The sequence below is a fragment of the Nocardia sp. NBC_00565 genome, from assembly GCF_036345915.1.
Lineage (GTDB): Bacteria > Actinomycetota > Actinomycetes > Mycobacteriales > Mycobacteriaceae > Nocardia.
On sequence record NZ_CP107785.1, the window covers coordinates 5,105,077 to 5,126,757 of the forward strand.

At 67.5% G+C, this 21,681-nt stretch carries 12 protein-coding genes; 3 read left to right on the forward strand and 9 right to left on the reverse strand.

Annotation, left to right across the window (positions count from 1 at the left end; translation table 11 throughout):
* Positions 1-105 precede the first annotated feature (105 nt).
* From ffh to ftsY, 6 genes are all read right to left on the reverse strand, one after another.
* Complete coding sequence (gene ffh, locus OG874_RS24010) at positions 106-1,659, reverse strand: signal recognition particle protein (RefSeq protein ID WP_330249394.1); 1,554 nt, start codon at positions 1,657-1,659, stop codon at positions 106-108.
* Between the two features lie 127 nt (positions 1,660-1,786).
* Positions 1,787-2,101, reverse strand: coding sequence for a hypothetical protein (locus OG874_RS24015; RefSeq protein ID WP_330249395.1), 315 nt, complete (start codon positions 2,099-2,101; stop codon positions 1,787-1,789).
* Positions 2,102-2,241: 140 nt separating this feature from the next.
* Positions 2,242-4,719, reverse strand: a complete 2,478-nt coding sequence (locus OG874_RS24020) for a [protein-PII] uridylyltransferase (protein ID WP_442943084.1) — start codon at positions 4,717-4,719, stop codon at positions 2,242-2,244.
* 72 nt (positions 4,720-4,791) lie between these two features.
* The gene (locus tag OG874_RS24025) at positions 4,792-5,130 is read right to left on the reverse strand and encodes a P-II family nitrogen regulator (protein WP_330249397.1); all 339 of its coding nucleotides are present in this window, start codon (positions 5,128-5,130) and stop codon (positions 4,792-4,794) included.
* Positions 5,131-5,134: 4 nt separating this feature from the next.
* Complete coding sequence (locus OG874_RS24030) at positions 5,135-6,514, reverse strand: ammonium transporter (protein ID WP_330249398.1); 1,380 nt, start codon at positions 6,512-6,514, stop codon at positions 5,135-5,137.
* A 316-nt stretch (positions 6,515-6,830) separates the two neighbouring features.
* On the reverse strand, positions 6,831-8,630 hold the full coding sequence (gene ftsY, locus OG874_RS24035) for a signal recognition particle-docking protein FtsY (RefSeq protein ID WP_442943085.1): 1,800 nt from the start codon (positions 8,628-8,630) through the stop codon (positions 6,831-6,833).
* Between the two features lie 111 nt (positions 8,631-8,741).
* Here ftsY and OG874_RS24040 point away from each other — a divergent pair, with 111 nt between their 5' ends.
* Positions 8,742-9,131, forward strand: a complete 390-nt coding sequence (locus OG874_RS24040) for a DUF2237 family protein (RefSeq protein WP_014987060.1) — start codon at positions 8,742-8,744, stop codon at positions 9,129-9,131.
* 180 nt (positions 9,132-9,311) lie between these two features.
* Here OG874_RS24040 and OG874_RS24045 read toward each other — a convergent pair whose 3' ends face one another.
* Positions 9,312-10,124: a TetR/AcrR family transcriptional regulator gene (locus OG874_RS24045; RefSeq protein ID WP_330249400.1), complete on the reverse strand. Its 813-nt coding sequence runs from the start codon at positions 10,122-10,124 to the stop codon at positions 9,312-9,314.
* 119 nt (positions 10,125-10,243) lie between these two features.
* Here OG874_RS24045 and OG874_RS24050 point away from each other — a divergent pair, with 119 nt between their 5' ends.
* Positions 10,244-11,161 (forward strand): NmrA/HSCARG family protein, encoded by a 918-nt coding sequence (locus OG874_RS24050; RefSeq protein WP_330249401.1) that lies wholly within the window; start codon positions 10,244-10,246, stop codon positions 11,159-11,161.
* A 314-nt stretch (positions 11,162-11,475) separates the two neighbouring features.
* Here the strand turns inward: OG874_RS24050 and OG874_RS24055 are convergent, their stop codons facing one another.
* Together OG874_RS24055 and smc are read right to left on the reverse strand one after the other, a co-directional pair.
* Positions 11,476-15,939: a tetratricopeptide repeat protein gene (locus OG874_RS24055; RefSeq protein WP_330249402.1), complete on the reverse strand. Its 4,464-nt coding sequence runs from the start codon at positions 15,937-15,939 to the stop codon at positions 11,476-11,478.
* Between the two features lie 380 nt (positions 15,940-16,319).
* Positions 16,320-19,940: a chromosome segregation protein SMC gene (smc, locus tag OG874_RS24060; RefSeq protein WP_330249403.1), complete on the reverse strand. Its 3,621-nt coding sequence runs from the start codon at positions 19,938-19,940 to the stop codon at positions 16,320-16,322.
* Between the two features lie 371 nt (positions 19,941-20,311).
* Between smc and OG874_RS24065 the strand changes: the two genes are divergently transcribed.
* Positions 20,312-21,529 (forward strand): hypothetical protein, encoded by a 1,218-nt coding sequence (locus tag OG874_RS24065; RefSeq protein WP_330249404.1) that lies wholly within the window; start codon positions 20,312-20,314, stop codon positions 21,527-21,529.
* Positions 21,530-21,681: the final 152 nt, after the last annotated feature.

The following is a 21,681-nucleotide window of genomic DNA, read 5'->3' on the forward strand; positions in this document are numbered from 1 at the left end:
CGCAAATGTGTGCGGCGCGCACGGGAGATCGTGCGCGCCGCCGCGGATTATCGGCCTGGTCCCACTGCAACCGGGGCAGCCACGAAGACCGGCGGAACCTCGGTCCTACTTCTTGGGGAAGTTCAGCTTGGACAAGTCGAAGCCTTCCAGGCCGGGCGGGAGCTGGTCGAGTCCAGCGGGCATACCGGAGATATCGGGCATGCCGGCGGGCATACCTGGCATACCTGGGAATCCGCCGCGCACCTTCGGTAGCGTCGGCCCGCGTCCCCCCTTTTTGCCCTTCTTGCCCTTCTTCGCGTTGGCGCGGCGAGCGCCGGGCAGGCCCATCTGACGGCCCATCATGGTCATCATCTTCTTGGCCTCGAAGAATCGGTCGACGAGCTGGTTGACCTCGGAGACCTGCACACCCGAGCCGTTGGCGATGCGCAGTCGGCGAGATGCGTTGATGATCTTCGGGTTCGCCCGTTCGGCGGGAGTCATGCCGCGGATGATCGCCTGTACTCGGTCGAGCTGCTTATCGTCGACCTGGGCGAGCACATCCTTCATCTGACCCGCACCGGGCAGCATGCCGAGCAGATTGCCGATGGGGCCCATCTTGCGGATGGCGAGCATCTGGTCGAGGAAGTCCTCGAGCGTCATCTCGCCGCTGCCGATCTTGCGGGCGGCTTCCTCGGCCTGCTGCTGGTCGTAGACCTGTTCGGCCTGTTCGATCAGGCTCAGCACATCGCCCATGCCGAGAATGCGCGAGGCCATCCGGTCCGGGTGGAAGACATCGAAGTCCTCGAGCTTCTCACCGGTGGAGGCGAACATGATCGGCGAACCGGTCACATTGCGCACCGACAGCGCCGCGCCACCGCGGGCGTCGCCGTCGAGCTTGGTGAGCACCACGCCGGTGAAGCCGACGCCGTCGCGGAAGGCCTCGGCGGTGTTGACGGCATCCTGACCGATCATGGCGTCGAGCACGAAGAGCGTCTCGTCGGGCTGCACGGCATCGCGAATGCCCGCGGCCTGCCCCATCAGCTCCGCATCGATGCCGAGGCGACCAGCGGTATCGACGATGACCACGTCGTACTGCTTGGTTCGCGCCTCTTCGACACCGGACTTCGCGACGGCCACGGGATCGGCCGCCGAAACACCCAGCGCGTTGTCGCCGCCGCCGATGGAGGTGCCGGGATGCGGCGCGAAGACGGGCGCGCCGGCGCGCTCACCGACCACCTGCAGCTGTGTGACAGCGCCGGGGCGCTGCAGGTCGCAGGCCACCAACAATGGCTGATGTCCTTGTCCCTTCAGCCATTTCGCGAGCTTGCCCGCCAGGGTCGTCTTACCGGAACCCTGCAGACCGGCGAGCATGATCACCGTCGGCGGGTTCTTGGCCAGAGTCAGCCTGCGGGTCTCGCCGCCGAGGATATTGACGAGTTCCTCGTTGACGATCTTGACGACCTGCTGGGCCGGATTGAGGGCGGCGGAGACCTCCGCACCCTTGGCCCGCTCCTTGATCTTCGCGATGAAACCGCGCACCACGGGCAGCGCGACGTCGGCCTCGAGCAGGGCAAGACGGATCTCGCGACAGGTAGCGTCGATGTCGGCCGGTGACAGACGCCCCTTACCGCGAAGATCCTTGAGGGCACCGGTAAGCCGGTCGGACAGGGATTCGAACACCGATCGCGCTCCTGATCTCGTGGGACGTCACTTGATATCCCAGAGTAATGGGTTAGCGCTTCGCTTCTCCGGTCGACGTCTACCTGCCCCGAATAACGTGCACCTGCTCCGACCGCGAGATCAGAGGCTATCCGAACGAGGGGCGGCGTGGTTTGGTGGTTTTGCGGTAGTCGTGATTCTCCGCGGCGACCATGAAAACCGCCTCGCGGGCGGTCAGGCCCAGCTCGAGCGCCAAGTCGTCGAGCATCTCCCATGCCGCGCCGGTCGGCACATCATGGGTGGCAACGGTGGTGGCGATCGTCATAGCGGTCACAGCCTGTTGTCCGGACAGGGTCCGGCCGGGTAGCCAGGAGACCACCCACCGATCCCCGCCGACGCAGCGCGCCATATGCGTGGTCTCGTCACTCGTCATCGTCGACGCCGAAACGACTTCAATTGCCACCGACCTGCTCCCCTCATGCTCGCGATAGCCAGACGCTCTGATAGTAGGGTGCGGAAGGGCCGACGCCTACGCTTTCAGCAAATCATGCGCAACAGGTGAGTTAATCGGTCTTTTGTCCTTTTTGTCGATGTCGGCCACCATTAGGATGCCGTGCCCGAGCCGGGCGGCCCCGCCCCCTCGGGAGGCTTCGGGGCGGGCCTCGGAACCACAGCTAGAATCGCCTTTTCGATGGTTTCGCGGCGTTCCGGGTCATCGTCGTCGCCCAGGTGCAGCGAGAAGGCGTCGACCACCGCGGAACCCATGGTCACCACCTTCGCCCAGCGCACATCCGCGCGGCACTCAGCAAACGCCGCGGCGAGCCTGCTCAGCAACCCGATCCGATCTTCCGCGCGCAGTTCCAAGACGACCTGTCCCGGCGTCGAGGTGGCCGACCAGATGACCCGCGGCTGCGCCTGCGCATACGGGCTATGCCGGGCGCCGGGCGCCTCGCGCTCCCGCTTCGCCAGCAGCGCGTGCAGATCCAGATCGCCCGCGGTCGCCCGGATCAGCTCCTGCCGCAACAGTCCGACATCCGGTGGATCACCGAATTTGGGCGAGACCACGAAAGTATTGATGGCCGAAGCGCCTTCGCTGCCCACGGTGGCGGAGAGCACGCGCAGCGAGTGCAATGCCAGCACCCCGGCCGCATCCGAGAGCAGACCCGGCGTATCCGGCGCGATCACGGTGACCGTATAGATGTACTTGCCCTCGCCGGGCCGCAGATCGACGTGCACGCCGCCCGCCGCCGCCTTGGCGAGCAGCTCCGGTGCGATCGGTTCCGGTTGCGGCAGCTGATCCCCCGCCATCACCAGGCGGCAGCGCCGCACCAGTTCACCGATCAGCGAGGCCTTCCAGTCGCCCCACACCCCGGGTCCGGTGGCGAGCGAATCGGCCTCGGCCAGGGTGTGCAGCAATTCCAGCAGCTGTACGTCGCCGTCGAGGGCGTCGACGACGAATTGCACCGTGTCGGGATCGGCGAGATCGCGCCGAGTCGCGGTGTCCGGCAACAACAGATGGTGCCGCACGATGGCGCTGAGAGTACGCACATCAGACGGCCACAGGCCCAGACGTCGCCCGATATGGGTGGCCAGTTCAGCACCGACAACGCTGTGGTCACCCACCCGGCCCTTGCCGATGTCGTGCAGCAGCGCGCCGAGCATCAGCAGGTCGGGACGCGCGACGCGGGTACTCGACGCACTGGCGTAGGCGACCGTCTCCATCAGGTGCCGATCCACCGTCCAGGTGTGCACCGCATCGCGCGGCGGCAAGTCGCGCACCGCACCCCATTCGGGAAGCAGCCTGCCCCACAACCCCGTTCGGTCCAGCGCCTCGACCGCGTCGATCGCGCCACGGCCCGCCCCGAGCAGGATCAGCAGGTCGTTGAGCGCGTCCTTGGGCCAGGGCTCGCGCAGTTCGGGCGCATCCTCGGATAACCGGTTCAGCGTGGTCGCCGACATCGGCAGCGTGGTCTGCGCCGATGCCGCGGCCACCCGCAGGATCAGTCCCGGATCGCGCTGCGGTCGCGCGTCGCGCGCCAGCACGACCTCACCCGCGTGTTCGACCACCCCCTCATCGAGCGGTCGACGCACCGGCATCCGGCGCAGTCGCGCGAGGCCGCGGCGCGGCAGGGCATTGGCCGCCGTACGCAGACCGACGTCGACGGAGTAGCTGACCGTCCGCGCGGAGTCGCTCAGCGTGCGGGCGAGATCGAAGCGGTCACCGATGCGCAGCGCGGCGCCGATCTCGTCGGCATCCTGGGCACGCAGCTGATCGCGCGCCCTGCCCGCCACTCGATGCAGCTCCGTGCGAACATCCAGCAAACGCCGATGCGCCTGCTTCAGACCACCTCCTGGCACGTCCGGACCGAGCCCGGGCATGGCGTCGGTCAGCTGGGCGATAGCCAGTGCGTCGAGCAGTTGGATATCGCGCATACCGCCGCGCCCGTTCTTCAGATCGGGCTCGGCGCGATGGGCGATCGCGCCGCTGCGCTGCCACCTGGTCTCGGCCTGCTCGATCAATTCGTCGAAGCGGGCACGGATTCCGGTGCGCCACTCCCGGCGCACCCCGCCGATCAGCAGATTGCTCAGCTCCATATCGCCGACGATGTGCCTGGCCTCGAGCATCCCTAGGGCCGCGATCAGATCGTCGGAGGCCACGCGCAGCGCCTGCGGCACGGTGCGCACGCTGTGATCGAGCTTGATGTGGGCATCCCACAGCGGGTACCAGAGCTGGTCGGCCACCTCGGCAACCCGAGCGGGGTCGACATCATCGTGCAGGAGCACCAGATCCAGATCGGAGAACGGCAGCATCTCCCTGCGGCCGAGACCGCCGACGGCGACCACGGCCAAGCCGCTGTCGCGGGTGATGCCCAGATCGGTGCCCTTGGTGGTCAGCCACAGTTCGAACAGATCGACCAGCGCAGATCGCAAGGATTCGGCATCCAACCGCGGATTTCGAGGCAGTCCGCCCTCGAGCAATTGATTGCGTGCCCGGACCAGATCGGCCGCGCCGTTGGAGACGTTCGCGTCGGTTACCTGTCTGCCGTCTTGCTCGTGACTACCCACAAACCCACCGCCCATCCAGCTGCGTGCGGCCCCGCCCCGACCGGGCAATCCGGTGGGAGCGGGGCCGCCGCTCGATCCGATATTCGCTTACAGAGCGTCGGTACCGCGTTCCCCGGTCCGGACCCTGATGATCGCCTCCACCGGGGTGATCCAGACCTTGCCGTCACCGATCTTGCCGGTGCGGGAAGCCTCGACGATCACCTCGACGACCTTGTCGACCGAGGCGTCGTCCACGACCACCTCGACCCGAACCTTCGGGACGAAATCCACGGAGTACTCAGCGCCGCGGTAGACCTCGGTGTGGCCCTTCTGACGGCCGTAACCCTGAACCTCGCTGACGGTCATGCCCAGCACGCCCGCCTGCTCGAGACCGGACTTGACGTCTTCGAGAGTGAACGGTTTGACGATTGCGGTGATCAGTTTCATGTCGTCATGCCTCCTTGACGGCGGTACGTGCCGTGCCACCCACAGCAGCGAAATCGTATGCCGTTTCAGCGTGCTCGGACTCGTCCATGCCCACCGATTCGGCTTCCTCGCTTGCGCGCAGCCCAATGGTGAACTTCACGATATAGGCAATGATCAACGTGGCGATGAAGGAGAACGCAAGTACCGCACCCGCGCCGACGGCCTGACGCCACAGCTGGTCGAAACCGCCGCCGTAGAACAGTCCGGTCTTGCCCGCACCCGCCTCCGGAGCGGCGACCAGGCCGACCATCAGGGTGCCGATGATGCCGCCGACGAGGTGCACACCGACCACGTCGAGCGAGTCGTCGAAGCCGAACTTGAACTTCAAGCCGACCGCCAGCGCACAGATCGCACCGGCCACGAAGCCGATCGCCAGCGCGCCGACCACATTGACCGAGGAACAGGACGGAGTGATCGCGACCAGACCGGCCACCACACCCGAGGCCGCGCCCAGCGACGTGGGCTTGCCGTCGCGGAACTTCTCCACCAGCAGCCAGGCCAGCATCGCCGCACAGGTCGCGAGGGTGGTGGTGATGAAGGTCGAACCGGCCAGACCACCCGAGGTGACCGCGGAACCGGCGTTGAACCCGAACCAGCCGAACCACAGCAGACCCGCGCCGAGCATGACGAACGGCAGGTTGTGCGGACGGAACGGAGTCGTCGGCCAGCCCTTGCGCTTGCCGAGCACCAGCACCAGGGCCAGGCCCGCCGCACCGGCGTTGATGTGGACCGCGGTACCACCGGCGAAGTCGACCGCGAGCAGTTTGTTCGCGATCCAGCCGCCCTCGTGCACGACGTTGCCGTCGGCATCCTTGACATCGAAGTCGAAGACCCAGTGCGCGACCGGGAAGTAGACGACCGTCGCCCAGATACCCGCGAACAGCAGCCAGGAGCCGAACTTCAGGCGGTCGGCGACCGCACCCGAGATGAGGGCAACCGTGATGATCGCGAACATCAGCTGGAACGCGACGAATACGGTCGCGGGGATGGTGCCCGCGAGCGGGATGTTGACGGCCTCGGTGGTGATGGCGCCCGCCGCGTCCTTGACCTCGGCAACCGAATTGCCGCCGATCAGACCCTTGAGGCCGAAGAACTGTGCCGGATCACCGATCACGCTGAACTTGTTGTCGCCGAATGCCTCCGAGTATCCGTATAGCGACCACAGCACGCCGACGAGTCCCATGGCGCTGATGCTCATCATGATCATGTTGAGCACGTTCTTGGAGCGGACCATGCCGCCGTAGAAGAACGCCAGGCCGGGCGTCATCAACAATACGAGCGCTGAACTCGCCAGCATCCAGGCGGTGTCACCGGTGTCCGGTGCACCGGTAAGGGGAAAAGCCACCTTAATGTCCTCCTCATCTCGGGCCCAGCCGACTCCGGCAAATGGACCTGCACAGAAGGGTCCTCATTCGGTGTTTCATTCACAGAGCTGTCGTGTTTCGCCTGCGTGAACGGATGGCGCAGTTGTGTTGCTACCACGTTTCGCGATGTTCGCCCCAGGTTTCCCGGCCGGCGTGAGGTTCGTGTCGGCGTAATTCGGGACACGCTACCGAGCGGCGGTCACGGCTAACTTCCGGCGCGCGGTGCCCGACCACCCTGCTTGATCGGTAGCGGTGGTCGGGCCGGCGCGCACCGGAGCGGGCCGTGCGACGCTGTGGCTATTCGTTTAAGCCGAGCAGTGCGTCCACGAAGGCGCCGGGTTCGAACGGCGCCAGATCGTCGGCGCCCTCACCGAGGCCGACCAGTTTCACCGGCACGCCGAGTTCGTGCTGGACCTGGAAGACGATGCCGCCCTTGGCCGTTCCGTCGAGTTTGGTGAGGACGACGCCTGTGATATCCACCACTTCCGCGAAGACCCTGGCCTGCATCAGGCCGTTCTGACCGACGGTGGAGTCGAGCACGAGCAGGACCTCGTCGACCTTCGCCTTCTTCTCTACGACGCGCTTGACCTTGCCGAGTTCGTCCATCAGGCCGGTCTTGGTGTGCAGGCGGCCCGCGGTGTCGATCATGACGACATCGACGCCGCGGTCGATGCCCGCAGCGACCGCGTCGAAGGCGACGGCCGCGGGGTCCGCGCCCTCCTTGCCTCGGATGGTGTCCGCGCCGACCCGCTCGCCCCATGTCTGCAACTGGTCGGCGGCGGCGGCGCGGAAGGTATCGGCCGCCCCGAGCAGGACGCGGCGACCGTCGGCGACCAGGACGCGGGCGAGTTTGCCGGTTGTGGTGGTCTTTCCGGTGCCGTTGACGCCGACGACCAGCAGGATCGATGGGTGATCGTCGTGCGGGAGTGCGCGGATCGAGCGGTCGAGTTCGGGGCGTAGGGCCTCGATCAAGACCTCGCGCAGCACGGTGCGGGCCTGTTCGGTGTTGCGGACGCTGCGGGCCGCCATTTCCTCGCGGAGACGCTCGACGACGGCCGCGGTGCTCGCGGTGCCCAGGTCGGCGAGGACGAGGGTGTCCTCGACGTCTTCCCAAGAGTCATCGTCGAGGTCGCCGCCGCCGAGCAGGCCGAGCAGGCTTTTGCCGACGGCATTCTGCGAACGGGAGAGGCGCCCGCGCAGGCGGACCAGGCGACCCGCGGTGGGTTCGATTTCATCGAGGGCGGGGGTGGTCGCGGCGTCGGCGGCGGTGGGTTCGGGGGTTTCGACCGGTGCGGTCTCGGATGCGGTACCCGTAGGCGCGGCGGCAGACGGGCTGTCGGTAGGTTCGGCGGTGGCGGCAGCCCCGTCATGCGCGGAGTCGGTGTCGGCCGCAGCAGCGCCGTCAGCGGGCATGGCGGTGGCAGCCGCACCGTCAGCGGGCATGGCGGTGGCAGCCGCACCGTCAGCGGGCATGGCGGTGGCAGCTGCACCGTCCTGCGCAGATGCGGTACCCGAGTCCGCGGGCGTGGCGGCGGAGTCCGTGGGGACGCTGGTGGCGGGATCCACCGATGCCGTCGTGGCGGAGTTTCCCGGCGGGGTGTCGGCAGGCGCAGCAGCCGACTCCACGGCCGCCGTGTCCGACTCCACGGCCGCCGTGTCCGACTCCACGGCCGCGGTATCCGACTCGACAGGCGTATCCGATTCGACCGCTGCATCCGATTCGGCGGTGGCCGTTGCGGATTCGGCGGTCGCGGAATCGACGTCACCTTCGGGCAGCGGAACGTTGGTAATGCCCCGTCTCGGCGCGTCTCGCGGAATCGCCGCGTCGTCGCCGATATGCGGCTGCCCCTCGGTATCGGTGCGCTCGATCGGCGCGGGCTCGGGGCGGGTCGCGGTGGCCGTGCCGCCCTGACTGAAGTTGAAGCCACCCGAGGCCGAATATCCACCCGACCGGTCGGTCACTTCCTTCTCGGCAGTGGGTGGCGTCAGTGTGACACGACGGCGTTTGTACAGGACGAATCCGGCGACAAGCGCCACCACCAGCAGGGCGGCGACGACGGCGATCAGGATCCAGGCTTCGGAACTCACGCCGACCATCCTTGCAGAACCAGGTACTTCGCATTACCACGCCGTCCAGGGGCCGACACACAACCCCCGAGATTTCTTGTCCTGCGGAACTTCTCGCGAAGGGACAATAGTATCGGCGACGTGACCGATCGAAACGTGCTTGGGGGGCCGCTGGAAGAGTGCGGCGCCGATCCTCTCACCGGCTTCTACCGGGATGGCTGCTGCAGTACCGGGCCGGAGGATCTGGGCAGCCATACTGTGTGCACCGTCGTCACGGCTGAGTTTCTCGAACACCAGGCGTCCATCGGCAACGATCTGAGTACGCCGCGCCCGGAGAACAACTTCCCGGGCCTGCAACCGGGAGACCGGTGGTGCGTGGTGGCCGTGCGCTGGTTGCACGCCCACGAGGATGGTGTCGCCGCACCCGTCGTGCTGGCGGCCACCCATGAGAACGCCCTGGAAGTGATCTCGATGGATATCCTGCGCAAATACGCCGTCGACGTGCCGGACGACGTGAGCGACCTGCTATAAACGCTCCCCCGCCTCCCCAGATCTCTTACCGGTCGTCGAGCCGTGGTGAGTTACGTCGCGGACCGACCGTCGGGTGCCCGCCATCGTTCTGGATGTACCCGACGAGTTACCCATGTCCGGATGAAATCAGTCGGAGCGATGGGAATCCGCATGACTGTCAGCGGTTGGGAGGCTGCGTCGTCAGCCTGTTGCGACAGCCCGTGTCAGCGCGGCACGGGCCGTTCGTTGGCGGTGCGCCTTTTGGCGGCAGGCTGCCGAGCAGTAGCGGGGTGGGCGACCGGTGCCGGTGGGCCGCATCGCGGTGCCGCAGATCGGGCACCGGGGATCGGTCGAGGTTTCGTTACGTGAGGCTGTTTCGTTACTCTGTTTGAGCTCGGTGTCATGTTTCGTTACGGTCCGGATTTCCGGGGTCGCGCGCATCGCGTCGAGCGTGATGGCGGCGGCGCGGATCAGCGGGCCGCCGGGGCGCTGACGTTGTTGGATCGCAACGCATCCGGTGAAGATGTCCAGTACGTCGGCGATCTCGATATCCGGACGAACCGAGCCCTGGCGCTGCGCGGCCGTCAACAGCGCGCCGAGTGCCTGATGGAAGCGGGTGCCCGCGCCGCGCAGTAGCGCCTTCGGCCAGCCGTCATCGGACTGGACCAGATCGCAGAGCGCCTGGGTACGCGGGGTGGAGACGACCACCTCGGTACAGACCGCGAAGAACGCGGCACCGGGATCCGGCGCGTCGAGATGCTCGGCCGCCATGGTTGCCAGGCGGTCGATGCGCTGCTGCATAACCGCTTCCAGCAGTTCGGTTTTCGTCGGGAAATGCCGGTAGACGGTGCCCGCGCCGACCCCGGCGCGGCGCGCGACCTCGGCCAGCGAAACCGACGCGCCGTATTCGGAGAAGGCGCGTTGCGCGGCCGCGAGCACCAGCGCGCGATTGCGGCGGGCATCGGCGCGCGCGGCGACGCCGGGCGGTGTGGAACTCGACTGCGGATCAGACATTCGTTACGGCCTTCCGTTGCTGGGCCTGGCCAAGCGGGTGAGCACACCCATATCGTCCGAATACGGGTCAGCCGACCCGATTGTATCGAGCCGAGTTCGATCGAACGGAAAAGGCGAACATGTCTCCTCAGCAGAACCCCATCTTGGTCACCGGCGCGACCGGCAAGCAGGGCGGCGCCACGGCGCGCCGACTGCTGGCCGACGGTGTCGCGGTGCGTGCGCTCGTGCGCGATCCCGAGGCGCCCGCAGCACGCGCACTGGCCGACACGGGCGCCGAATTGGTGACCGGCGACTTCGACGCTCCGGCGACGCTGGACGCCGCCGTCGCGGGGGCGCGCGGCGTATTCCTCGTGCCACCAGCGGCTTTCGGCCCGAACGGCTGGGACGCGCCGCTGGAAGCCGCCCGCGGCACGGCGGTGATCGACGCGGCCATCCGTGCGGGTGTCGAGCAGATCGTCTTCACGGGTGTCGCGTCGATGAGCGACGACAGCTCCTGGGGCATGGCCGGAAAGGGCCTGATCGAGGACGCCCTGGCGGCCAGTGGCCTGCGCTACACCGTGCTGCGACCGGTGCGATTCATGGAGAACTACGTCCTGCGCGGCAGTCCGGTGGACGGCATCATCGACGGGGTGCACAAGCATCTGTTCCCGGCCGACCGGCCGCTGCAGATGATCGCGATCGACGATATCGCCGCCTTCGCCGCGCTGGCCTTCGCGGATCCTGAGCGCTTCCACGGCCGAACCCTCGAATTGGCCGGTGACGCAATCACTCCCGCCGCGGCCGTGGCCGCGATCAGCCGCATCACCGGCCACCCGGTCCGGTACGTCGAGGCTACCCAGGCCGAGGCGGACGCACTCGGCGAGCAGCTCGGCAACACCTGGCGACTGATCCGCCGAACCGGCGGCTGGCACGCCGATATCACCGCCCTGCGCGAGCTCCACCCCGCCCTCAATACCCTCGAATCCTGGCTGACGGCCACCGGATCAGCCCTGATCAAAGCCCAATTCGACAACGAGCGCCGCACCGCGGTGCACTGACCACTCAGCCGCACCCCTCGTCGGACTTCGCACCCGGACAAGAGGTGCGAAGCCCGACAAACTGGTGCGGCTATTGGTCACCGCAGGCTGCGTACGCTCGATGTGGTGAACCTGCTCGAAAGGTGGACCAACCGCCGGCGCCGCGATCCGGTCGGCGCCGAGGTCGACGAGATATTCGGACCATCGCGCAAGCACATTCATGAGCGCAAGGAATGGGTGGCGGTGGCCAAATTGGACGACCGCGAATCCGGCGATGATCCGCTCGTCGACCTCGACTCCGGCGTCGCCAGGCTGAGCCCGCGAGACCGATCGGCTCAGTGGTGCGGCCAGTGCGAATCGGGGTCGCCGTTCGTACGGCCGAGTGCGCGGCGGATTCGGGCGAGCACATCGAATCTGCCCATGCTGCGGGGGATTCCGTTGTGACAGGCGGCGCGGGTCCGACGCGTGTCGGGGTGGTCGGGGCCCAGGACGCGGAGTTGTTCTTCGAGAAGTCGTTCGTATTCGACGGTGGCGGTGGCGGTGTCGCCCACGCAGCGGCGTGCGTGGGCCAGGTGGTAGCGGGTGGCGAAGGCACGCGGGTGGTCGACGCCGAATATCCGGTGTTCGTCGGCGAGCAGCCGTTCGAGATCATGGACAGCGGTACGCGGATCGCCGGATTCACAACGCCAGCGGGCCAATTCGTCGCGGTTCAGCAGGGTGTCGGGGTGATCGTCGCCGAGCACTCGAACGCGGTCGATGAGCAATAGGTCCAACTCAGTGACGGCGATGGTCGGATCACCCTGTGCGCCACGCCAACACGCGAGATCATGGCGGGTGCGGAAGGTATTCGGATGTTCCGGGCCGTGCACCCGAATGCGGTTGGCGAGCACGTATTCGAATTCCTCGAGGGCAGTGGCGATATCACCGCCCTGGGCGCGGTAGTGCGCGAGATTGGCCCGGGTGCGCAGGGTGTCGGGATGGTCGGGGCCGAGCATGCGCTCGCGTACCACGAGCAGCTGCTCGAATTCGATGACAGCAGTGGCCGGATCGTCGCTCTCGCCCCGCCAGAAGGCGAGGTTGTGCAGGGTTGTCAGGGTGTCGTGGTGATCGGGGCCGAGGATCCGTCGGCGGTCGGCGAGCACTGCCTCGTATTCGGCGATGGCAGTGACGTATTGGCCTGCCTCACCGCGCCACCTGGCGAGATTGTGTCGAGTGCGCAGGGTGTCGGGATGCTCCGGGCCGAGCACGCGCAGCCGGATCGGGAGCAACTCCTCGAGCGCGGCCAGCGCGGCGGTGGTATCACCGATCTCACCACGCGCGAGGGCGAGACGGTGCCAGGTGTGCAGGGTTTCGGGGTGATCGGGGCCGAGGATCGCGCGTTCATCGTCGAGCAGCTGTTCGTACTCGATGACAGCGGCGCCGACCTGGCCGCGCTGACCGCGGAAGAATGCGAGACTGTGCCGGGTGCTGAAGGTTTCGGGGTGGTGCGGGCCGAGGACCGCGAGTTCGTCGCGGAGCAGATGCTCGTACTCCGCGACCGCGGTGGCGGGGTCACCACTTTCCCCGCGCCAGTAGGCCACGGCATGGCGGGTACGCAGGGTATCGGGATGGTCGATCGGCAGCACCCGCTGCCGATCGGCGAGCAGTCGTTGGTACTCGTGTACCGCGGTGGCCGGATTACCGCTCTCCCCGCGCCAGAAGGCCAGTTCGTGCCGGGTCCGCAGCGTATGGGGATGATCGGGGCCGAGGATGCGGATGCGGACCGGAAGTATCTGTTCGAATTCGGCGACGGCCGTGCGATAGTGACCGATTTCGCCGTATAGGTGGGCCAGGTTGTGGCGCGAGAGCAAGGTGATCGGATGATCGAGCCCGAGGATGCGCCGCTCGTCCTCGATCAGCGCGCCGAACTCCTCGATGGCCGTGCGGTGATCGCCGCTTTCGCCACGCCAGTAGGCGATGTTGTTGCGGGTGCGCAACGTTCGCGGATGCTCGGGTCCGAGAATGCGCGTCCGGTCGGTGAGTAGTTGCTGGAATTCCGCGATGGCGGTGGCGTGGTCACCGCTGACGCCGCGCCAGCGGGCGACGTCGTTGCGGGTGATCAGGGTGTGCGGATGATCGGGTCCGAGCACCCGCTCCTGCTGGGCCAGCAACTGCTCGAACTCACTGATCGCCCGCACGTGATCGCCGCTCTCGGCGTGCAACTGGGTGACCCGGTGGCGGGTCTTGAAGAAGGCCGGATCGGCGGTGCCGGAAATACGTTGCTGGTCGACGAGCAGTTGGTGCAGCTCGATGATCGCGGTGTCTATATCACCGCTTTCGCTGCGCCAGTACGCGAGTTCGTAACGGGCGGTGAGCGTATCGGGATGGTCCGGCCCGAGCACGCGCAGTCGATCGGCGAACAGTCGCTGGAATCCGGCGATGGCCTCGGCCGTCTCGCCCTGCTCCCCGCGGAAATGCGCGAGGTCGCCTCGGGTGCGCAAGGTCGCCGGGTCATCGGCGCCGAGCAGGCGGGTCCGGTCGGCGACCAACTGTTCGAATTCGGCCACGGCCGTGGGGAAGTCGCCGCTCTCACCATGCCATCGAGCTAGATTCGTGCGAATAGTGAGGGTGCCCGCCGCATCGGCCCCGAGTACTCGGGTGCTCTGCGCGAGCAAGTTCTGATGGTCAACGGTGGCGGTCGCCAGATCGCCGCTCTCCCCGCGCCAGAACGCGAGATTGTTTCGGGCGGTGAGGGTGTCGGGGTGCTCGGACCCGACCGAAGCCTCGAGCGCGGGGATCCAGGCGGCCCATAGATCCCGATTGTCCGCGGCGCGTGGGGTGTTCAATCGTTCCAGGAATGCCAACGCCGCGGTCGAATCTCGGTACCCGAGATAGTGCCGCACGGCCGATCGACGGGCGTAGTCGGTGATCTGGGGCACGGGTTCGGTCGAGCGCGCGTCCTGCTCCAGCGCCTTCGCCAGCGCTCGATGCGCCTCCCGGCGCGCCACGGTGCGTCCCTCGGCAACCAGACAACGCCGAAACGCATTGTGCGCCAGGCCGAGCGTCTCCCCCGAGGTGCCGGGCCGACCGCGGCTGACGAGTACGCCGAGCCGAACGACGAGATCACGAATTCGGTTGGTGCTCAACCCGATACCGAGGAAGTCCAAGGCGCGTTCGAGCAGTTCGAGCGGCAGGACCGGGCCCGCGCCCGCCGCGACCAGGATGCCGAGCAGTGCCGAAACCGCCCGTGCCGTCGCGGGATCCACATTGTCGACCACGTCGCGAACCCGCCGCCAAACCAGGGTGTCCAGGTCGATCCCCCGGTCCAGATCGGCCGAGGTGATATCGGAGCGGATCTCGATCAACAAACGGGCCAGCAGCCAACCACCGGTGGGAGTCTGCTGCAGCAGACCGTCGATCCACTCCCGCCAATTCGAGTGTTCGGTGTGGCCGCGGGCCGCCGCGACGGTGTTGGCGATATCCGGCGTCGTCGGGGCCGGCACTTCGATTCGCCGCATATGGATCAGCAGTGGCGAGTTCTCGATACCGGTGCCTTCGCGGATTCCGACGATGAGACGCACGTGCGCGAGTTCGGGACGGCGGGTCAACTCGGCGATCGCATAGGACAGCAGCGTGCGACTGCCGCGCTTCGGGTGATCGAGTCCGTCGACCAGGATGTGCATCGGTTTCGACCTGTCGAGCCGGGCCAACGGCCGCAGGATCTTGATATCGAACTGGTCGAGTCGGCTGCTGTCCTGCTCGGCCAGGTCGAATTCGACCATCCGCGTCGCGGTCTTGAAGCCATCGAGTCGTCTGCCCAGCTGCTGCGCCAACTCGGCGGTGAAGGATTCCAGCGAACTGGTCACGTCGAGAATCACCGCGGCCGTGATGTATTCGGCCTTGATCGGCAGCGTATCCACCCAGCTGGGCCGGATCAGCGTTGCGAGCAGGGTGGATTTACCGCAGCCCGCGGGACCGACCACACCGCGCAACCGATCCTCCCCCGCATCGACCACCTGGGTCAGCCGCTCGCGCAACGGCTCCGAGACGACAAGACCGTTGATCAGCTGGTCGATGAAACCCGCGGCCGCGCTGCCGCTGACCGCGTCCTCGCGGCGGGCGACATTGGGCACCAGCCACAGACCGGGATCGCTACTGGCCGTGCGGATTCCGGAGGTGAAGGAGAACGACTGCGGCTCCAGCGCGGGGCATTGACGCAGCGGCCGCACCAGATCCGAAGGCAGCAGGCTTTCGCCGCCGCGCGGCACACCCTTGCCGAAAGTGGTGATGATCGTGCGAGTGAAGCACCCGAAATAGGCGGGCCCATTGCCGGTGGCGACCAGTAGCTCCACGCGTCCGTTCGGACCGGACGCCTCCGGCCAGCGCCGGGCCGCGCCGCGTACGCCCTCCCCGGTCTCGCAGGCGTCGACCAGCACGATCAATCCGTCCAGCGCGGCGGCGCTGTTCAGTCGTTCCTGGATTTCCTGTGTCAGATGAAAAGCGGTGCGCAGCATGGGCCGCCGTGGGGAATCGTGGGCGAGGAGATAGAAGTTCTCCGAGGCGGTGGTCAGGCCGTGGCCGATGAAGCTGATCAGCAGCGTCGCTTGCTGATTCGAGGCGATCTCGAAGGCATCGTCTACGGCGCGGACCAATTCGTCGATATTCGGATCCAAGAGCGGACCGCCGGCTCGGGTAGCCGGTTGCCAGCCCCCGAGTTCCCGCAGTTCGGTGTAGAGACCGGTGGCGAGCTCGCCGGTGAAACCCAACCTGGGCAGCGCCGCACACTCCGAGCCGATAACCAGCGCCACCCTCCCGCTCATGTCTACGCCTCGCTAGGGCTCGGCTCCGACATGCGCGAAGCGCGCTGCAACATGATTCGTTCGCTGCGCTCGCTCATATGCCGCAACCTACCCTCGCCCGCTCGCCGCTGGGCAACAACGTGAAATCGAAAAGGCCACGATCCCAAGGGAATTGTGATCAATTCGGCGCGATCAATCGGTCGGCCACGCGCGCAATGCCGGGCACCGGGATGCTCACCATCATGGCAGGCCACACGCTCGGCGTGCTCGAGCATCTGGCCGGTCCGCTGACGGACGTATCCGCGCTGCTTGCCGACCCACGCGAGACGGTCACCATCGCCGAAACCGGCGCACGCATCGAAAACCGGTGTGCGCCAGTCCATTCCGGCGCGATAGCCGGCTCAGCTCGCCGCGGCGCCGACGGGGGCGAGGTTCTCCCCGCGCAGGCGCTGGCTGATCACCTGGGTGATACCGTCGCCGCGCATGCTGACGCCGTAGAGGGCGTCGGCGATCTCCATGGTCGGCTTCTGGTGGGTGATGACGATCAGCTGGCTCTTCTCACGCAACTGCTCGAACAGGCCGATGAGGCGGCGCAGGTTGGTGTCGTCCAGCGCGGCCTCGACCTCGTCCATCACGTAGAACGGCGAAGGGCGGGCACGGAAGATAGCCACCAGCAACGCGACCGCGGTCAGCGACTTCTCACCACCCGAGAGCAGCGACAGCCGTTTGACCTTCTTACCGGGCGGACGCGCCTCCACCTCGATACCGGTGGTCAGCATGTCCGATGGGTCGGTGAGCACGAGCCTGCCCTCACCGCCCGGGAACAGCTTCGCGAAGACGCCGACGAATTCGCGCTCCACGTCCTCGTAGGCCTCGGTGAAAACCTGCAGGATGCGGGCATCGACCTCGGCGACCACCTCCAGCAGATCCTTGCGAGCGCTCTTGACGTCCTCGAGCTGGGTGGCGAGGAAGTTGTAGCGCTCCTCGAGCGCCGCGAACTCTTCCAACGCAAGCGGATTCACCTTGCCGAGGGTGGCCAGGTCCTTCTCGGCGCGTTTGGCGCGGCGCTCCTGGGTCGGGCGGTGATACGGCATCGGCGCGGGCGCGGTGACCTGCTCGCCGCGCTCCTTGGCCTGCTCGTATTCCAGCCACTCCAGATCCGAGGGCGGCGTCGGCACGTCCGGGCCGTACTCGGCGATCAGGTCGGCCAGTGCGATGCCGAACTGTTCGGAGATGGTCGCCTCGATCTGCTCGATGCGCAGTGCCGCTTGGGCTTTGGCGACCTCATCGCGATGCACCGCGTCGGTGAGCTGAGCCAGCTGGGTGGTCAGCGCCCGGACCCGCTCCTTGATCTGATCGACCTGGGCCGCGCATTCGGTGCGGCGGCGCACCAGATCGTCACGGCGCGCACCCGCTTGGGCGACAACGGTTTCCAGTTCGGCGGCGACCTTGGCACCCGATTCGGCAACGGCGGCCGCGACTTCGGCCGCCTGCCTGCGCGCGGCCTGGGCCCGTTCGGCGCGCGCCCTGGTCTCGCGTTCCGCGCGGGCCGCCCGACGCAGCGCATCCGCTTTGCCGCGAACCGATTCCGCGCGCTCCTCGGAGGTGCGCACGGTCAAGCGGGCCTCCACCTCCATGGATCGCGCCTCCGCCAGTGCGGCGGCGGCCTCCTCGCGGTCGCGACCCGCGGATTCGGTGCCCGCCGCACCCATGCCGTCGTCGTCGACGTCGGATTCGAGTTCGGTGCGGCGCAACCGGTCCTCGAGCTCGGCCAGCGACGCGAGCGCGTCTTCCCGACCGGCTTCGGTTTCGGCGCGCTGACCGGTGAGCCGGTCGACGTCGGCGTGCGCGGTGCGCGCGACCTCACCGATCCGGCCGAGCCGGTCGTAGATCACCACCAGCGCCTGATCGGATTCGTGCAACGCGAGCAGTGCGTGGTCGACGGCGTCCTTGCGGTCGGTCTGCTCGGCCAGCGCACCGGAGAGGGCGGCTTCCAATTCCTCGGCGCGGCGCTGGGCAGCGATGAGATCGGCCTTGGCGGCGTCGATATCGGCCTGGATCTCGAGCAGGCTCGGTGCGCGATCGGATCCGCCGAGCACCCAACCGGTTCCGGTGAGATCGCCGTCGCGGGTGACCGCGCGCAGTTCCGGCCGGACCCGGACGAGTTCGGCGGCGGCAGCGAGATCGTCGACCACGGCGACACCGGCGGTCAGTGCGGCGATGGCGCCGCGGACGTTGTCCGGGCCGTCCACGACATCGCTGAGCCAACATGCGGCACCGGGCAGCGGGCCGGACTGCGGTCTGGAGCCGTTGTCGGACCCGAACACCAGCGCGGCGCGACCACCGTCGGCCTCCTTCAGCGACCGCACCGCGGCGTGCGCGGAGTCCGCGGTGTCGGCAGCCACAGCGTCGGCGAGCGGGCCGAGTGTCGCGGCGACCGCGGCCTCGAAACCACCGTGCACCCGGATCAGCCCCGACAGCGGACCGAGCAGCCCCTGTGCGCGATTCTCGACCAGCCAGGCCGCGCCGTCCCGGCGCGCCAAGCCCATGCTCAAGGCCTCGATGCGCGCGCTCAACGAGGCGACGCGCTTGCTGGCGTCGCGGTCCTGTTCACGCAGTTCGGTGACGCGTTGATCGGCCAATGCGAGGGCCTGCACCGCGTGCTCGTGCTGGGCGTCCAGACCGGCCTCACCGGCCTCGAGCTCGGCGAGTTCGCCCTGCACGGTATCGAATTCGGCCTGGGCGGCCTCGCCACGCTGGCGAGCCTCGCCGATCGCGACGGTCAACCGGGTGATCTCCGCATCCACCGACTGGGATCTGGTGCGCAAGGTTTCGACCTGACCGGAGAGCCGGGCCAGGCCCTCGCGCCGGTCGGCGATGGCGCGTACGGCGGCCAGATGTGCCTGCTCGGCGGCCTTCGCGGCGTGCTCGCGTTCGGCGAGTGCCTCCCGCGCGGCCTCCAGGGTTTCGGTCGCGATCTCGACGGCCTCCCGGAGTTCGGCCTCCTCGGCCTCCACCCGCTCGGCCTCGGCCTCGAGCTGCTCCGGATCGCGTCCGCTGCCGACCGGCAGCTCGGTATGCAGGTTGCGGGCTCGATCGCCGGCGATGCGGATGGTCGCGTTCACGCGCTCGGCCAGCGCGGACAGCTGGAACCAGATCTGTGCGGCGGCCTCGGCGCTCGGGGTGAGCCGGGACAGCTGGAATTCCTGCTGTGCCAGCGCGGCATTCGCGGCGTCGAGTTCGGTCTGCACCGTGATCTGCTGCTCGCGTGCGTAGGCCTCTTTGCTCTGCTGGCTTTCCAGCTCGTTGCGCCGGGTGACCAGGTCGTCGGCGGCCAAGCGCAGGCGCGCGTCACGCAGGTCCGCCTGTACGGTCTGGGCGCGCCGGGCCACCTCGGCCTGTCGGCCGAGCGGTTTGAGCTGGCGGCGCAGTTCGGTGGTGAGGTCGGTGAGGCGGGCGAGGTTGGCCTGCATCGCCTCCAGCTTGCGGACCGCCTTCTCCTTGCGCTTGCGGTGCTTGAGCACGCCGGCGGCCTCTTCGACGAACGCGCGACGGTCCTCCGGGCGCGATTCCAGGATGGCGGAGAGCTGCCCCTGCCCGACGATGACGTGCATTTCCCGGCCGATGCCGGAGTCGCTGAGCAGTTCCTGCACATCCATCAGACGGCAGGAGCTGCCGTTGATCTCGTATTCACCCGCGCCGTCGCGAAACATGCGCCGGGTGATGGAGACCTCGGCGTAGTCGATCGGCAGCGCGCCGTCGGAGTTGTCGATGGTCAGCGTGACCTCGGCGCGACCCAGCGGCGCGCGACCGGTGGTTCCGGCGAAGATGACGTCCTGCATCTTGCCGCCACGCAGCGCCTTCGCACCCTGTTCGCCCATCACCCAGGTGAGCGCGTCGACGACATTGGATTTGCCCGAGCCGTTCGGGCCGACCACACAGGTAATGCCCGGCTCGAAGCGCAAGGTCGTCGCGGACGCGAAGGACTTGAAACCCTTCAACGTCAGACTCTTCAGGTGCAAATTCGACGACCCTTCCGTGCGCGGTGGTCGGACATTCGTCGTCCGAACCGGGCTGGCCCCTTCGAGCGACCAATAGTCGCTGGCGACCTGCCATGGTATCCGTCGGGCATGGGTTACCCGGTAAGCGGGCGGGCACCGCATGCGCGTCGAACAGTTCGACGGTGAACAGTCGCCCCATGCCCGACCACGGATACTCGTAGAGTATCGAGTCGGCCCGCGATCTCCAGTATTTCGGTGTGCTCCGAGTTTGCCCGAGTCGCCGCGCCTTTGCCCGGCACACTGGTCTTATCGCTTGTTCTATCGCCGGACACGCCCGCCGCATACGATCCAGTCTGATCCGCCAGCGGGACGTTCTTTCGGGAGTACAGAGGATGGCATCGGCCAAGACCAGCAGCGGGCTCGGTCTCGTCCAGCATGCGACGACACTGCGGCTGACTCGGATCGGCACGCTCGTCGTGGGCAGCCTGGTTTTCCTGTACGCGTGCGAGGTCAGTCGCAAGAGCGACCTCTCCGATGTTTGGCCCCAGGTCGTCATCGCCGCCGGACTAGCCCTCACCGGACTGGTCACCGCCTGGTTCGAGGTGCGGGCCGCCGAGCACGCCGCCACCCGCGCTCGCACCGAAATCCGCGGGTTCCTCATCGAATCCGACGGGTTGTCGGTGCGGGCCCGCATCACCCGCTCCGGCGACCTCGTCTTCCACGGCCACGACTCCGACGCCTACCCCGCCTATGAATGGGACTGGGCCTTCCGCTCCAGCAGCTTCCCCGCCATCCGAGCCGCCCTCGGCGGCAGCCGAGGCGACCTGCTCGAACTCTTGGAACGCACTGTCCCCCACTGGGATCGCCAGGACCGCTACGATCCCGGCTCCTGGCTGCACAACCAGGGCATCCCCGCAGCCTTCCGCGAACGCGGCGACACCTCGAACCGCACCACCCGCGTCCTACCGATCATCAATCCCGAACACCCACCCGCACAACCTCATTCGGACGATGCGCAGCACGCCGCACCGTCGCGCAACGCCACGCGGGCACGCGAGCTATCGAACCCACGTGTGCCCCCACATTCCCGCAATAGCGAACCCCCGGACCAGGACCGGCCCGAACGATCGCGCCGCCGCCGCGCCGAGCCATCGCACGAACAAGCACCAGCCGACGCCCACCGAAGACCCGCTCCGAACCCCCATCGCTCCGAACCCCAGAGCGACAGTTGGCACGAGCAACCAGCCGCCCGCGACGACGAACCGCCACGCCGACGCAACCAACCGCCGAACACATACCGAAACGAACCACCCAGCGAACGCCGGGACGAACCACCGGCGACCCGCCACAGCCGGTCACCGAACGGATACGAACCATCCGAAGCTCGCGGATACGAACCACCCGCCGCCCGCTACGACGAACCACCGACCGATCACCGATCCCGAGGAACACGCACGGGCGATCCGGGCCCGGCCGGCCGGCGCGCCCAACCGCCAACCGCGCACCGGCCCGCACTTTCGGCGGCACACAGCGAATCCCCTTGGCCCCACCAACCACAATCACCCGCCCCACGCCGGAACGACCCACCCAACACCCGCCAACGCAGATAACCATCACACCGGGAAGCTGGACAACCGAGAGGGTTCTGCACCAGCGCATTCTCGTGGGCTGGATCTCGGTTGCCGGACATCTGCACGAAGACGGTAGTTGGCTCACACCAACGCATTTCGGCTCGATCGTTGGTTCGGTATGCCGAATCGTA